Origin of the sequence: Kribbella sp. NBC_00382 (assembly GCF_036067295.1) — a bacterium.
Taxonomy (GTDB): domain Bacteria; phylum Actinomycetota; class Actinomycetes; order Propionibacteriales; family Kribbellaceae; genus Kribbella.
In genome coordinates, this window is the sequence record NZ_CP107954.1 from 1067235 (window position 1) to 1081331 (window position 14097).

Consider the following 14097-nt stretch of genomic DNA (forward strand, 5'->3'; position numbering starts at 1 on the left):
GGGTCCGCGGCGGCAGAGTAGTGGACATGACGAACTCCACTGCACCGTTCTCGAACCTGTCCGGTAAGACTCTTCGCCGCTCGCGTGACCAGCGGATGCTCTCCGGTGTTTCCGGTGGACTGGCGGAGTACTTCACCATCGACGCCACCCTGGTCCGGCTGGCCATCGTCGGCCTGACCCTGATCACCGGCGGCACCGCGCTGATCGGCTACGTGATCGCCTGGATCGTGATGCCCGAGGCCGATGGCAAGGCGGTCTGGCAGACCGTCAGCCAGCCGCAGCAGCAGTCCACCCCCGAGTCCGACATCGCCGCTCGCATCTACGACGACAAGCCGCCGGCGGCGTGACGGGCGGACGCACGGCAGCAAGGTGACAGCGCCACCAGATAGGCCACAGGCGCTCTCATACTTGCTGCCGTGCCGACCGACGCCGCACTGACCTACTGTCCTCAGTGCGGCCACCAGCTCCCCAGCGATCCGCGCTATGTGACGTGGTGCGACCGCTGCGACTGGAACGTCGACCCCAACCCCCAAGAGCACGACCCCACCTGGCACCTCCAGGTCGAGCCAGTCACCACCGCTCCAAGCCTGTACGCCGTACTACGTGAGCTCACGACCGCCACTCGCACCAGACCCATCAAGACAGTCGCGGTGACCACCCTCCCGCGCATCTCGATCACCCGCCGAGCCCTGCGAATAGGCCTCCCCCTCTGGGCAGGCCTGGAACCGCAGCAGCGTCTCGCCGTACTGGCCCACGAGCTCTACGACGCCAGACGCGGCTGGCACTCCGAATGGCGCACAGACCTCAGGGTCGCCAAGCTAGTCGGCTCCGACGCAGCAGCCACCGCGCTGGAGCGCTCACTGCTCGCCGGCACCACCTACCAGTCCCTGGCGCGAGCACTCCGCTTCAACCCATCCCTGGACCCCTTAGAGGCCCTCCGCCGCAGCGCAGCCCCACTCCCGGCCCACGAGCTGACCCGGCGCCTCCGCCTGGCTGTCCTCCACAACACCCGCTCCGACCCCGCACACCCGCCGACTCACCTCCGCACCCATCGGATCCGCCTGGCCGACCTACAGGGCACCCTGGAACTCACGGACGCGGAGAACGCCGCCATAGACCGAGAGCTGCAACTTCCTGCAACAACAGCGCTCGCCGCAGTCCGCGACTGACCGCGCCTGCCACACTCCTGACGTGCAGACCGACCAGGGCACCAGCCGCTGCCCCCAGTGCGACCACGAGATCGCCGCAGATCCGCAGTACGTGACGTGGTGCGACCAGTGCGACTGGAACGTAGACCCGACCGGCCCTACCCATCAGGTCTCCGCCCGGCGACAGCGACGCGAGCATCAGCTGGCCGACACTCTGTACCGCGAGCTGGAGCACGGCGAGATCCGTCGGCCGGGCTGGACCGTTGCCAGGGTCGGCACCTATCTACTGTCGGCGCTGATCCTGGTGGTGCTACCTCTGGCGGGCCTGGTCGGCGGCATCTACGCCCTGGTCTCGTACCGGCCGATCTGGATCGGCATCCTGCTCTCTGTCATCCCGTTCGGAGTCACGTTCCTCCTACGGCCCCGGGCCCATCGCCTCGGCCCCGAGTCCCATCTGGTGCACCGGGAACAGGCACCCCGGCTGTTCGGCCTGCTCGACGAGATCGCCACCAAGATCGGTACCAGGAAGGTGGGGCTCATCGAGCTCAGTCCCTACCCGAGGATCGGCTTCATCAAGGTCGGCTGGCGGTTCACGCCGGTGATCAGCATCGGCCTACCGCTGTGGGCAGGGCTCGGGCCGCAGGAGCGGGTCGCCGTACTGGCGCACGAGCTCGGCCATGGCAAGAACGGGGACGGCCTGCACCGCTGGGTCGTCGACTCGGCGGTGGACGCACTGCAGGAGATTCAGCTGACGTCGCGCAATGACGAGTCCGACGAGTACCGGCTGGAGCTGCAGACCTACCACTTCAACGGCTACAGCAACAACGCCATCAACAGTTTCCTCGACGCGACGATCGGCTCGATGGCCAGAGGCGTCCAGTGGTTGCTGACCACCGCGGACCTGAGAGCCGGGCAACGCGAGGAGTACCTGGCCGACCGGCGGTCGGCGGAGATCGCCGGCTCGGACGGGGCAGCCGGCGCCTTGGAACGGTACGAACTCGCCTCGACCTCGTACCGGGCCATGGAGCAGGCGCTGCGCTTCGCCCCGGACGTCGACCCGCTGGAGGCGGCCGCCTCCGCCGTAAGCGAGATCCCGGCCCGTGAGGTTGAGCGCAGGCTCAGGGTCAGCCGGCTGCGGGAGACCCGGAGCGACTCAACTCACCCGCCGACCAACCTCCGAGCCAAGCTGATCCGGGCCAGACCCGCACACGACCCTCTCGTCGAGCTGGAGATCGACGAGAGCGAGGCCATTGACAAGGAGCTGGCCGGGCCGGCGGAGGCTGTTCTGAAGGAGCTGCGGTCCGCGTTGCGTTAGACCTTCAGCGACGTCTTGGCGGCTGCGGCGACGGCGATGTCGGGGTGGTCGGAGAAGACGCCGTCTACGCCGGTGGCGGCGAAGCGGGCCAGTTCGCCGGCCAGGTCCAGGCCCGTCGGAAGGAAGCGGCGTTCGGCGCGGAAGGTCCAGAGCTGGACCGACAGGCCGGCCCGGTGGGCCAGGTCGACCAGGCGGGTCGGTTCGCCGAGGGCGCCGCTCGCGGTCCGCGGGATGACCAGGTCCTTGTGCGGTGCCAGCACCTGCGCGTACGTCGAGATCTCGCGCAGGCCGGCCGGCTCGATCAGGTCCGCGAAGGTCCGGGTATCACCCGCCCGGAGGAAGTCGTTGGGCGCGTTCTCGGAGTCGATCAGCTGGACCAGCGGGACGTCCGTCATCACCGACAGCCGGCGCAGGCTGGTCGGCTCGAACGACTGGATCATCGCCTCGCCCTTGTGCAGGCCGAGCGCGACCAGGCGCTCCGCGAGCAGCTCCTCCAGCGGCAGGCCGAGGCGGCGGAAGTACGCCGGGTGCTTGATCTCCGGGATCACCCCGATCGGGCGGCCGAGCCGGGCCGACTCCTGCCGGGCCAGCGCGACCACCTGGTCGAAGGTCTGGATCCCCTCGCGGCCGTCGTACGCCGTGTTCGCGGCACGCAGGGCGGGCATCCGCTCCCGGGCCCGCAGCGTGCGCAGCTCCTGGTAGCTGAAGTCCTCGGCGAACCAGCCGGTCACGGCCGTCCCGTCGACGATCTTGGTGATCCGCCGGTCCGCGAACACCGCGTGCTCCGCGACGTCCGTCGTACCGGACAGTTCGTTCTCGTGCCGGACCACCAGGACGCCGTCGAGCGTCGAGACCAGGTCAGGCTCCAGATAGTCGGCTCCCAGGGCCGCAGCGAGCCGATAGGCCTGCGGCGTGTGTTCCGGGCGATAGCCACTCGCTCCCCGATGCGCGATCACCAGCATGGTTCCAGCACAGGCGGCCCAGATGGCGACCCGGGAACCCGTTGCCCAACGCAAGGTGAAGCTCGCCCACCATCTGAGGGCCGCCGGTAAACCACATGCTTTTGTCGGTGCGGGCACCTAGCCTCGAAGGGTTATGAGACAGCTTCCGTTGGCCGATCCCGGCATCCCTGATCACCGTTCGCCTGCCCGCTATCTGTGGTGGGTGGCGCGCGGGCAGAAGGCCACGCTCGTGGGCGGGATGACGTTCGGAATCCTCGCGATGGGCGCGCAGGCGCTCGTACCGGCTGTGCTGGGCAAGGCGATCGACGAGGGCATCGCGGTGGGTGACACCGAGAAGTTGCTGCTCTGGAGCGCCGTACTGTTCGGGGTCGGCGTGCTGCAGGCCCTGGCCGGCATCATGCGGCACCGGTTCGTCGTGGCGAACTGGCTGAGCGGCGCCTACCGCACGGTCCAGGTGGTCACCCGTAAGGCGGCAGACCTCGGTGCCACCCTGCCCAAGCAGCTCGCTACCGGTGAGGTCGTCAGCGTCGGCTCCAGCGACCTGGCCTACATCGGCAACCTGCTCGAGGTGTCCGGCCGGTTCGCCGGCGCCGTCGTCACGTTCTTCGTGGTCGCGGTGATTCTGCTGTCGTCGTCGACACTGCTCGGCCTGATCGTGCTGATCGGCGTACCGCTGATGGTGTTCGGCCTCGGCCCGATGCTGCGGCCGCTGCACGCGCGGCAGTCGGCGCAACGCGAGGCGGTCAGCGAGCTGAACTCACTGGGCTCCGACATCGTCGCGGGTCTGCGGGTGCTGCGAGGCATCGGCGGCGAGGACTCGTTCTCGCGCAGGTACCGGCGCGAGTCGCAACAGGTCCGTACCGCGGGCGTGAAGGTGGCCCGGATCCAGTCGGTGCTCGACGCGGCACAGGTGTTGCTGCCCGGTATCTTCACCGTGGTCGTCGTCGGCCTCGGCGCGCACTTCGCCCTCCGCGGCGAGCTGAGCCCGGGCAGCCTGGTCGCCTTCTACGGGTATGCCACCTTCCTCGTGCTGCCACTGCGGACGGCGACCGAGGCAGCCGAGAAGCTGATGCGCGGCCTGGTCGCGGCCGGCCGGGTCAACCGCGTGCTGGCGCTGACGCCCGACGTCGTCGATCCACTCCAGCCGGTACGACTGCCCACAGCCGGAGACCTGGTCGACCCGGTCTCCGGGATCCGCGCGCGCAACGGGCTGCTGACCGCGATCGTCTCCGCCGAGCCGGACCGCGCCGCCGAGCTGGCCGATCGCCTCGGCCGGTACGACGACGCCAGCGAGGTCCGGTACGGCGGAGTCACCCTGGCCAGCGCGACCCGTGCGGATGTCCGGGCCCGGATCCTGGTCAGCGACACCGGCTCGCAACTCTTCACCGGCACGCTGCGCCAGGAGCTCGACCCGGGCCACCGGCGTACCGACGAAGAACTGATGACAGCGATCCGTACCGCGTCCGCCGAGGACGTGCTGGTCGCGTTGACGGACGGGCTCGACTCCGAGGTCGAGGAGAAGGGCCGGTCCTTCTCCGGCGGGCAACGGCAGCGGCTGGTCCTGGTCCGCGCGCTGCTGGCCGACCCCTCGGTGCTGGTGATGGTCGAGCCGACCTCCGCAGTCGACGCGCACACCGAGGCGCGGATCGCGGACCGGCTGCGCGAGTACCGGGCCGGCCGGAGCACTGTGGTGCTCACCTCGAGCCCACTGCTGCTGGACCGTGTCGACGAGGTGAGCTTCGTCGCCGCCGGCCAAGTGGTTGCTGTCGGCAAGCATCGCGACCTGCTCGAGAACGATCCGCTGTACCGCAGAACCGTCACCCGGCAGACCGAGGACGAGGAGGTCCGCGCATGAACAGGATCGCGGCGACCTCCGCCGAGGGGGTGCCGGCATGAGGCAGATCCTGCCGGTGGCGAGCTCGGCGGAGGTTCGCCGGCACGCCCGAAGGATCGCCCGGCGGCATCCTCGGGCGCTGATCACCACGCTGGGGCTGCACGCCCTGGCCGCGGTGTCCGGGCTGGCGGCGCCCCGGCTGATCGGCACGCTCGTCGAGGACGTCCAGCGCGGCACTACGGCGAGCAAGGTCAACCAGGTGATCCTGGTGATCGCCGTCTTCATCGTGGCGCAGTCGTTGCTGACCCGGTGGGCGCGGTTCCGCTCGTTCTCGCTCGGCGAGCAGGTGCTGGCGGAGCTGCGTGAGGAGTTCGTCGACAACGCGCTGGCGCTGCCGATCGGTACGGTCGAGCGGGCTGGGACCGGCGATCTGCTGTCCCGTACCTCGCGCGACGTCGACGCCTTGTCGAGGACGGTGCGCTTCGCCGTACCGGAGACGATCGTCGCCTTCGTCACGATCGCCTTCACGGTCGCCGCGACGCTGCTGGTCGGCGTCTGGGTGCTGCTCCCGATGCTCGCGATGGTGCCATTGCTCGCCCTGAGCACCCGGTGGTACCTGCGTTATGCCAAAGACGGGTACCTGCGCGAGAACGCGGCGTACGCGCAGATGACCAGCTCGCTCGCCGAGACGGTCGAGGGCGCTCGCACGGTGGAGGCACTGCAGCGGTACGACGAGCGGGTGCGGCGCACCGACGACGACATCCGCGGCTCGTACAACGCCGAGCGCTACACATTGCGCCTGCGCACGTTCTACTTCCCGGTCGTCGAGATCGGCTACTTCGTGCCGATCCTGGGCACCCTCATGTTCGGCGGCTGGCTGCACATCAACGGCCACATCTCACTCGGCGCGGTGACGGCCGGCGTGCTGTACGTGAACCAGTTGATCGATCCCGTCGACCGGCTGATCTCCTGGCTGGACGAGCTGCAGGTCGGTGGCGCCTCCCTCGCCCGGCTGCTCGGCATCACCGGCGTACCGGACGATCGGACCCCATCGGGTCGCACCCCGGACAGCGAACTGGTCGAGGCACGCGACGTGCGTTTCTCGTACGTCGACGGCCGCGACGTGCTGCATGGCGTCGAGCTGACCGTCCAGCCGGGCGAGCGGATCGCGATGGTCGGCCCGTCCGGCGCGGGCAAGTCGACGCTCGGGCGGCTGGTCGCGGGCATCCACCCGCCACGCACCGGCTCGGTGACGGTCGGCGGAGTCGCGATGACCGACTTGCCGCTGGATGACCTCCGCAAGCAGGTCGCGCTGGTCACCCAGGAGCACCACGTCTTCGTAGGCACTGTGCGGGACAACCTCGTGATGGCACGCGAGGACGCCTCCGACGCCGAGCTGCTCGACGCGTTGGCGGCAGTCGATGCGCGCGACTGGGCCGAGGCGTTGCCGGACGGGCTGGACACTCGTGTCGGCTCCGGCCAGGTTGCGTTGACTCCTGCCCAAGCGCAGCAGCTGGCGCTGGCCCGGCTGGTGCTGGCCGATCCGCACACGTTGGTGCTCGACGAGGCGACCTCGTTGATCGACCCGCGAGCGGCCAGGCACATGGAGAGGTCGCTGGCCGCGGTACTGGAAGGGCGGACGGTGATCGCGATCGCCCACCGGCTCTACACGGCGCACGACGCCGATCGGGTCGCGGTCGTCGAGGACGGCCGCATCACCGAGCTGGGCAGTCACGACGAGCTGGTCGCGCGACAAGGCTCGTACGCCGCCCTCTGGACGTCCTGGCACGGCTGATCCCACGCCATCGGCCCCCACCTCGCTCGAGGTGGGGGCACTAGGCTCGTTTGCGGATTGTCAGGACGGCTGAGTCGACATGGGGTGGGGGTGTGAAGGCCTTGCGCGGGAGACGGAGGCCGATCGACAGGTCGTAGTACCGGCTCCATCTGGAGGCGGCCGGGGCTCGGTGGCCGGTCCAGCGGTTCACCACCTGGCGCTGCAGGACGAGGTCGGCCGCGACCAGGCGGGTGCCGGGTGCGAGCAACCTCTTGAGCAACGCGGTGGAGATCCCGTACGGCGGACTGGAAACGACCCGGTACGGCCGTGACGGCAGCCGGAGGTCACCGGCGTCTGCACGGACCACCGTCACCGGATCGTCCGCGAACCGCCGGCGCAACCGGTCGGCGCGACCAGGGTGGAGCTCCACGGCCACCACCTGAGCCCCGGCCCGGACCAGCGGCGCGGTCAGCGCGCCGAGGCCGGCTCCCACATCGAGGACGAGGTCACCGGGTCTGACTCCGGCGGCGTCGACGACGCGTTGGGCCCAACGACTATCGAGCGGATGCCATCCCCAGGCACCCCTCGCCTGCCCGGAGCCGGGCACGACGGACCATCACGAAGTAGTTGATAGACATGCATTCGACCCTAGAGCGTGGAAAGCCTTGCCATCAAAGCATTTTCGGCTGCGCACCCAACGAGGTAACGGTCTCGCTCGTACGCCGCTCCGCCAGCTCGAGCCGCTCCTTCTTGGCCGCCGAGAGATCAGGCTTGGCGAGATCACGTCGTACGTCGAGCACGCGGACCGGCAGCGTGTCCGTCATCAGCAACGGCGCGTACTCCGCCTCCGCCTTCCACCGGTCGCCGTCCTTGCGGAAGGTGAACTTCATCAGCAGCCCCTCGGCCTTCGTGCTCTCCGGCTGCCGATGTGCGGCGACCAGGTTGCCGAGTCCGTAGACGACCCACTTGCCGTTGATCTGCTCGACCGGCTGGACCACGTGCGCATGGTGGCCGAGGATCAGGTCGATGTTGCTATCGGCAAGGAGTTCCTTGGCGACCGTCCGCTGCTGGTCGTTGGGCTTCTTGCTGTACTCGTCACCCCAGTGGCAGCTGACGACCACGATCTCGGCCCCGTTGTCGCGGGCCTTCTGGGCCATCGCCTTGATCTTGTCGACATCGAGCTTGCCGGCGCGCCAGGTCTCGCCGTCGGGATACGGGAGTCCGTTGAAGCCATAGGTGTAGCTGAGCAGGGCGACCTTCACGCCTTGCACGGTGACGATCGTCGGGGTCTCGGCCTCTTCGGGCGTGCGCGCAGTACCGGTGTGTTTGAGGCCTGCCTTGTCGAGGAGCTTCAGGGTGCGGTCGATGCCGGCCGCTCCTTGGTCGAAGCTGTGGTTGCTGGCCGTGGAACATGCGTCGTACCCGGTCTTGACCAAGGCGGGGACGATCTGCGGCGGGCCTTGGAAGAGGGGGTAGCCCTTCGGTGGCGTACCGAGTGGGGTCTCGAGGTGGCAGACGGCCAGATCGGCCTGTTCTACTAGGGGTTTGACGCCTTTGAGTAGCGGCGCGAAGTCCCATTCGCCGTTGCTGCCGTCGCGCTTCGCGGTGTTCCAGAGGCGCTCGTGGAGCAGTACGTCACCGGTCGCGACCAGGGTGAACTGGTTTGGTTTGCTGGCGGGCTTCGTCTTGGGAGCGGCCGCGGGGTTGTTCTCCGCCGCTTGAGTGTCCGCGATGCAGCCGGTGACGGCCACCAAGCCCGCAACCAGCAGGAACGCCGCGGCCGCTTTGCGCACGGCCCGCCCCAAGCCTGTCATCTGTCTCCCCCGATTCAGCAGGTCCGCACCCCGCGGTCCTCCTGCTCAGGAGACGCCGTGACGGCCGGAAAAGTTGAGGCCCCCGCGAGCGGGTTAATCTCAGCGAATGGTGGAACTGAAGACCCCGGACCAGATCGAGCAGATGCGCGCCGCCGGGCGAGTGGTCGCCTCGGCCCTGACTGCGGTCAAGAAGCATGCCTCGGTCGGCGTCTCACTGCGCGAGCTGGACGAGGTCGCCCGCGACGTACTACGGTCCGCCGGCGCGGTGTCGCTGTTCGACGGCTACCAGCCCGGATTCGCGACCAGGCCTTTCAGCGGCGTCATCTGTACTTCCGTCAACGACGCGGTCCTCCACGGACTGCCCAGCGACCTCCGCCTTGCCGACGGCGACCTACTGAATGTCGACTGCGGCGCCTCCGTCGACGGCTGGTGCGCCGACTCGGCCACCAGCTTCATCGTCGGTACTCCGCAAGCCCACGACCTCGAGTTGATCGAAACGACCGAACGAGCACTCGCGGCCGGTATCGCAGCCGCAGTACCGGGCGCACGACTGGGCGACGTCGGTGCCGCCATCGGCGAAGTCGGCCGACGCGCGGGCGTCGGCACCAACCTGGACTTCGGCGGCCACGGCATCGGCCGCCGAATGCACGAAGAACCCCACGTCCCGAACGGCGGCCACCCCGGCCGCGGCCTCAAACTCCGCGCCGGCCACGTGATCGCCATCGAGCCCTGGTTCTGGCACGGCCCCGGCAGCGTCTACGTCATCGACGACGACGGCTGGACCCTCCGCTCCGCCGACCGAACCCGAGGCGCCCACGCCGAACACACCGTCGCCATCACCGCCGACGGCCCCGAGATCCTGACGGCCCGCGGATGACCGCGCGGTGGCCGGAGAACTGGGCCGGCCTGGTGTCGGGGGAAGAGTGCGACTTCTGCCGTGGCATGGGGCAGGACCGCAACGAGTACGGTGCGCGGATCTTCCAGGGGCAGTACATCGACGCGTATCTGCAGAGCGCGGTCGTCCAGACGGGCTACTCGTTGTCGATCTGGAAGGGCCGGCACATCGTCGAGCCGGTCGAGCTGAGCGATGAAGAAGCAGCCGGCTACTGGCTGGAGACGCTCAAGGTCGCCCGGGCGATCATCGCGATCTACCAGCCGCTCAAACTCAACTACGAGACCCTCGGCAACACGAGTCCGCACCTGCACACCCACCTCTTGCCGAGATACACCGAAGACCCGCGCCCCGGCCAGCCGTTCCCCTTCCCGGCACCACAGCACCCCGAGCCGCAGATCCCGGAGGACGACTTCCTCACCCAGGTCCAGGCCCTGCGAGACCAGCTCAGCTAGAAGAGCGTTTGCTGGTTGGGCTCGGGAGCGATCGGTGGGACTGGCGCCGCGGCGCGGCCGCCCGAGCTGCGACGCGTGTAGTCGGCCGCTTGTCGGCGGGTGTAGTCGACCGGTTGTCGGCGGGTGCGGAAGCGGGCGTTGGTGGGGTCCGGTTCGCCCCAGCCGGATTGGGAGCCCGGGCCGGACGCTTCTACGACTCCAGACGAAGACGAAGACGAAGAGCGGTGGCGGGCGCCGCGGCCGAAGCCGTGTTTGTCCAGGAGAGGGCGGGCCTTCTCTTCGAAGGCGTTGCGGAAGCTTTGCAGGGCGTTGGAGCCGTGGGAGTAGAGCTGGTCGTAGCGGCTGACCAGGTCGGGGCGCTCCTCGGCCAGCCACTTCATGAACCACTCCTTCACCCCGGGACGCAGGTGCAGGATCAGGGTGGTGACGCCGGTTGCGCCCGCGTCGGCGAGTTCGCCGAAGAGGTGATCGAGTTGCTCGGTCGAGTCGGTCAGCCACGGAAGTACAGGAGCAACCATCACCCCGCAAGGCAGACCGGCCTCACGGATCGCGCGGATCAGGTCCAGTCGTCCGCGCACAGACGGCACACCGGGCTCCACCAAGCGACGGAGATCCTCGTCAGCCAAAGCCAGCGAGACACCCAAGCCGACCGGGACTTCCTCAGCAGCGGCAGCCAGTACGGCGAGATCGCGCCGGAGCAGCGTGCCCTTCGTCAGGATCGACAGCGGCGTGCCCGAAGCGGCAAGGGCCTCGATGATCCCCGGCATCAGCTGGTAGCGACCTTCAGCCCGTTGATAAGGATCGGTATTGGTGCCGAGGGCAACTTGTTCGAAACCCCAGGACGGCTTGGCCAGCTCGCGACGCAGCACGTCGGCCACATTCGTCTTCACCACGATCTGCTGGTCGAAGTCCAGCCCCGTGTCCAGCTCGAGGTAGCGATGACTCGGCCGGGCGAAGCAGTACCGGCAGGCGTGGGTGCAGCCGCGGTACGGGTTGACCGTCCAGTTGAACGGCATCCCCGAGCCCGGCACCGAGTTCAGCGCCGACTTCGCCAGCACCTCATGGAAGGTGACGCCCCGGAACTCCGGGGTCGTCACGCTCCGCACCAGTCCCGCGATCGACCCCAGCCCCGGCAGCGCACCCGGCGCCTCTGCTTCGATCCGCTGCCCAGCCCATCGCATGGACAACAGTCGAACACATGTTCGGCCAGGAATCAAATGAACGAAGCAGCGTTCCGCACAGCCCATTCGCGATAAGGCAATGCAGGCCGCCCGGTCACCTCCAGCACGGTCGGCTCAGGCGCCATCCGGTACTCCGACATCATCCGAAACCCATCGAGCAACCACGACGCCGACTCCTCCCCCATCAGAGGCGTCCACGCCGCCAAGGCCTCCGCCCGCGACAACGACTCGAACCGCAACGACCGCCCGATCGCCGCCCCGATCAACGCCACCTCCTCCGGCTGCGTGATCGCCTCCGGCCCACTCATCATCAACCGACGCCCGGTATAGCTCTCATCCAGCAGCACAACCCTCGCCACCGCCGCGATATCGCCCAGATCGATCGGCGTCTGCACCGCCTCCGGATACGGAGCCCGCACCACCCCCTCCGCCTTGATCGACCCAGCCCACCCCAGCGTGTTGTTCATGAACTGCCCAGGCCGCAGATGAGTCCACTCGAATCCCGCCTCCTCGATCGCCTTCTCCAGCTTGTAGTAGTGCCACCCCGACGGATCTCCCGCGGCCTCGTACTCCGCAGGCTCCCCCGACAACACGACCACCCGCCGCACCCCAGCCTCCAACGCGCACTCCACAAAGGAATCCACCAAGGCGGGCAGCGGCGCGAGATAGATCGTGTCCACTCCCTTCAACGCCGCCGGCAAGGAAGACGGCCGCCCCAGATACCCCTCCGCAACCTCCACGCCAGCAGGCAAAGCCGCCCGCACCGGGTCATTCGTCAACGCCCGCACCGACCCAGCCCCCGCCGCCACCAACTCATCCACCAGCAGCCGCCCCACACTGCCCGTCGCACCCGTCACCAGAATCGTCATCCACCGCTCCTCACGCCGACCAGGCTCAATTCTCGTAGGCTATACGAGAATAGCAAGCGAGCGCATATGAGAAAGTTCCTCGACGGCAGGAACGGGGAGGCGACGATGGCAGTACGGCACAGCGGCGGCGGTGCGGCCGACCGCACCCTGGCTCTGCTCTGGCGCAACCACAAGCCGGCCACCCAACCCGACGGCCAGACCAAGCTGGGCCGCCGCCCCACCCTCGACCTCGACAAGGTCGTCGACGCCGGCATCGCGCTCGCCGATGAGCAAGGCCTCACCGCCGCCTCGATGAGCGGCGTCGCCAAGGCACTCGGCGTCGGCACCATGACGCTCTACACCTACGTCCCCTCCAAGGAGGAGCTGCTCGACCTGATGGTCGACCAGGTGCTGGCCGAACGCGACCTCCCCGCCCCCGGCGAACCACGCCCCACCGGCTGGCGCGACCAGATCAACCTGTACTCCGAACAGACCCGCGCCATGTTCCACCGGCACCCCTGGCTGGCCGGCATCTCCACCATCCGCCCACCCGTCGGCCCAGGCATGCTGGCCGCCCGCGAATACCTGCTGTCCGCCTGCGCGGTACTAGGCCTCTCCCCCCGCCAGACCAACACAGCCGCCCTCGCCATCACGACGTACATCGACTCCGCGGCCGGCCTCGAGGCAGAGAGCGACCAGCTGGAGCGCCAGACCGGCCAGAGCCACGACGCCTGGTGGACCGAGCGCTGGGACCTCTGGGAGACGTACTTCGACCAGGACCGCCATCCCACGATGACGGCCATCTGGAACGCCAAGGGCTACGGCGACGGCACCCGCGAAGCCGCCGACGAGTCCTACCGCTTCGGCCTCGACCGCTTGCTGGACGGCATCGAGGCCCTCGCTAAAGATCGAGCGTGATCCAGGCTGGGTCGTGGTCCGTGCCGTCGCGGGCGAGCTTGCGACGTCGGCCGATGAAAGCACCAGTCAGCCGGGGAACGAGCGCGGGCGACAGCCAGATCTGGTCGATCAGATCGAAGGACCGCGGCTGCCCCGACGCCTTGAAGGTCGACGTCCACGCCGGGCTGGCGGGCAGCTCGACCTTGGTCGTCACCGTCCCGATCTCGGTCGGCGACAGCAGCGCACTGACCAGCCCCGCCTGCTCGTAGGCGACCAGGGCGGACGAGTCAGGCGTGTCGTTCATGTCCCCGCACAACAGATAGCGCTGGCGACTCGAAGTACGGGCGGCGATGATCCGCGTGATCGTCTCGGCCTGCCGCTGCCGCAACAGCTGCGCCGCCGCGGCCGCCGCGACGGGATCGGCGACGGTGAAGTCGACGAACTTCGACTTCAGGTGCGTACCGAAGACAGTGAGGATCCGCTGTCCGCGAGCGTTCAGGATCTCCGCCTCGACCAGGTCGCGGGAGAAGATCGGCCGGTCCGGTACGTCGGGATGGAACACCCGCTGATAACTCGTCACCCCGCCGAGCGGCCGCCGGGACAGGATCCCGATGTCGATGAACCGGACCGAGTCGTTGCCGTCGATCACCATCACGTGCTCGTACGCGCCGCCCAGGTGCTCGCGGTTGAACTCCCGCAGCACGTCGACGTTCTCGATCTCCTGCACCACCCAGACGTCGACATCCGCCGCGAGCAGCCGCTCCGCGATCCGGGCGGTGTCCGCGGGCGGCTTGGCGACCAGCAGCTTCCCGTGCCCGTCCAGCTGCAGCCGCCGCCGGTCCTCGTTGTCGAACGTGTACGTCGCCGGCACCGAACTCGTCCCGGCCGCCAGCAACTCGACCGCGCCGGTGAAGTTCCACCGGTCGAACAGGTTGTTCAGATTGAACGTCCCCACCGTGAGCACCATCAGCCCTCCC

At 68.6% G+C, this 14097-nt stretch carries 14 protein-coding genes; 8 read left to right on the forward strand and 6 right to left on the reverse strand.

Features of this window, described 5'->3' with window-relative positions; translation table 11 throughout:
- Positions 1-26: 26 nt before the first annotated feature.
- From OHA70_RS05260 to OHA70_RS05270, 3 genes are all read left to right on the forward strand, one after another.
- A complete protein-coding gene (locus tag OHA70_RS05260) occupies positions 27-347 on the forward strand; it encodes a PspC domain-containing protein (RefSeq protein WP_328329136.1) in 321 nt (106 codons plus the stop codon).
- Positions 348-416: 69 nt separating this feature from the next.
- Positions 417-1169: a hypothetical protein gene (locus tag OHA70_RS05265; RefSeq protein ID WP_328329138.1), complete on the forward strand. Its 753-nt coding sequence runs from the start codon at positions 417-419 to the stop codon at positions 1167-1169.
- Between the two features lie 22 nt (positions 1170-1191).
- Complete coding sequence (locus OHA70_RS05270; RefSeq protein WP_328329140.1) at positions 1192-2463, forward strand: M48 family metalloprotease; 1272 nt, start codon at positions 1192-1194, stop codon at positions 2461-2463.
- Here OHA70_RS05270 and OHA70_RS05275 read toward each other — a convergent pair.
- On the reverse strand, positions 2460-3425 hold the full coding sequence (locus OHA70_RS05275; protein ID WP_328329142.1) for a glycerophosphodiester phosphodiesterase: 966 nt from the start codon (positions 3423-3425) through the stop codon (positions 2460-2462). The genes OHA70_RS05270 and OHA70_RS05275 overlap by 4 nt on opposite strands.
- 133 nt (positions 3426-3558) lie before the next feature.
- Between OHA70_RS05275 and OHA70_RS05280 the strand changes: the two genes are divergently transcribed.
- Positions 3559-5280: an ABC transporter ATP-binding protein gene (locus OHA70_RS05280; protein WP_328329144.1), complete on the forward strand. Its 1722-nt coding sequence runs from the start codon at positions 3559-3561 to the stop codon at positions 5278-5280.
- A gap of 37 nt (positions 5281-5317) precedes the next feature.
- On the forward strand, positions 5318-7054 hold the full coding sequence (locus OHA70_RS05285; protein ID WP_328329146.1) for an ABC transporter ATP-binding protein: 1737 nt from the start codon (positions 5318-5320) through the stop codon (positions 7052-7054).
- Positions 7055-7094: 40 nt separating this feature from the next.
- On the opposite strand, the gene OHA70_RS05290 is transcribed toward OHA70_RS05285, so the two are convergent.
- Positions 7095-7640, reverse strand: a complete 546-nt coding sequence (locus OHA70_RS05290; RefSeq protein WP_328329148.1) for an rRNA adenine N(6)-methyltransferase family protein — start codon at positions 7638-7640, stop codon at positions 7095-7097.
- Positions 7641-7704: 64 nt separating this feature from the next.
- Complete coding sequence (locus OHA70_RS05295) at positions 7705-8847, reverse strand: CapA family protein (protein ID WP_328329150.1); 1143 nt, start codon at positions 8845-8847, stop codon at positions 7705-7707.
- A 106-nt stretch (positions 8848-8953) separates the two neighbouring features.
- Here OHA70_RS05295 and map point away from each other — a divergent pair, with 106 nt between their 5' ends.
- Both map and OHA70_RS05305 read left to right on the forward strand, forming a co-directional pair.
- Entirely contained in the window at positions 8954-9724 is a 771-nt protein-coding gene (gene map, locus OHA70_RS05300; RefSeq protein WP_328329152.1) for a type I methionyl aminopeptidase, read from the forward strand.
- Positions 9721-10194, forward strand: coding sequence for an HIT family protein (locus OHA70_RS05305; protein WP_328329154.1), 474 nt, complete (start codon positions 9721-9723; stop codon positions 10192-10194). The genes map and OHA70_RS05305 overlap by 4 nt, the downstream gene beginning before the upstream one ends.
- On the opposite strand, the gene OHA70_RS05310 is transcribed toward OHA70_RS05305, so the two are convergent.
- A complete protein-coding gene (locus OHA70_RS05310; RefSeq protein ID WP_328329156.1) occupies positions 10191-11375 on the reverse strand; it encodes an Rv2578c family radical SAM protein in 1185 nt (394 codons plus the stop codon). The two genes, OHA70_RS05305 and OHA70_RS05310, sit on opposite strands and share 4 nt — an antisense overlap.
- 32 nt (positions 11376-11407) lie before the next feature.
- Complete coding sequence (locus OHA70_RS05315; RefSeq protein WP_328329158.1) at positions 11408-12244, reverse strand: NmrA family NAD(P)-binding protein; 837 nt, start codon at positions 12242-12244, stop codon at positions 11408-11410.
- Positions 12245-12310: 66 nt separating this feature from the next.
- On the opposite strand from OHA70_RS05315, the gene OHA70_RS05320 reads away from it, so the two are divergent.
- Positions 12311-13141: a TetR/AcrR family transcriptional regulator gene (locus OHA70_RS05320; RefSeq protein WP_328329160.1), complete on the forward strand. Its 831-nt coding sequence runs from the start codon at positions 12311-12313 to the stop codon at positions 13139-13141.
- Here the strand turns inward: OHA70_RS05320 and OHA70_RS05325 are convergent.
- Positions 13125-14087: an endonuclease/exonuclease/phosphatase family protein gene (locus tag OHA70_RS05325; protein WP_328329162.1), complete on the reverse strand. Its 963-nt coding sequence runs from the start codon at positions 14085-14087 to the stop codon at positions 13125-13127. The two genes, OHA70_RS05320 and OHA70_RS05325, sit on opposite strands and share 17 nt — an antisense overlap.
- Positions 14088-14097: the final 10 nt, after the last annotated feature.

Excerpts from the sequence above, each read along its gene's own strand:
- OHA70_RS05320 (WP_328329160.1), top strand. The coding sequence starts at position 12,311 with ATGAGAAAGTTCCTCGACGGCAGGAACGGGGAGGCGACGATGGCAGTA.
- OHA70_RS05315 (WP_328329158.1), bottom strand. The coding sequence starts at position 12,244 with ATGACGATTCTGGTGACGGGTGCGACGGGCAGTGTGGGGCGGCTGCTG.
- OHA70_RS05305 (WP_328329154.1), top strand. The coding sequence starts at position 9,721 with ATGACCGCGCGGTGGCCGGAGAACTGGGCCGGCCTGGTGTCGGGGGAA.
- OHA70_RS05325 (WP_328329162.1), bottom strand. The coding sequence starts at position 14,087 with ATGGTGCTCACGGTGGGGACGTTCAATCTGAACAACCTGTTCGACCGG.
- OHA70_RS05285 (WP_328329146.1), top strand. The coding sequence starts at position 5,318 with ATGAGGCAGATCCTGCCGGTGGCGAGCTCGGCGGAGGTTCGCCGGCAC.
- map (WP_328329152.1), top strand. The coding sequence starts at position 8,954 with ATGGTGGAACTGAAGACCCCGGACCAGATCGAGCAGATGCGCGCCGCC.
- OHA70_RS05295 (WP_328329150.1), bottom strand. The coding sequence starts at position 8,847 with ATGACAGGCTTGGGGCGGGCCGTGCGCAAAGCGGCCGCGGCGTTCCTG.
- OHA70_RS05280 (WP_328329144.1), top strand. The coding sequence starts at position 3,559 with ATGAGACAGCTTCCGTTGGCCGATCCCGGCATCCCTGATCACCGTTCG.
- OHA70_RS05310 (WP_328329156.1), bottom strand. The coding sequence starts at position 11,375 with ATGCGATGGGCTGGGCAGCGGATCGAAGCAGAGGCGCCGGGTGCGCTG.
- OHA70_RS05275 (WP_328329142.1), bottom strand. The coding sequence starts at position 3,425 with ATGCTGGTGATCGCGCATCGGGGAGCGAGTGGCTATCGCCCGGAACAC.
- OHA70_RS05260 (WP_328329136.1), top strand. The coding sequence starts at position 27 with ATGACGAACTCCACTGCACCGTTCTCGAACCTGTCCGGTAAGACTCTT.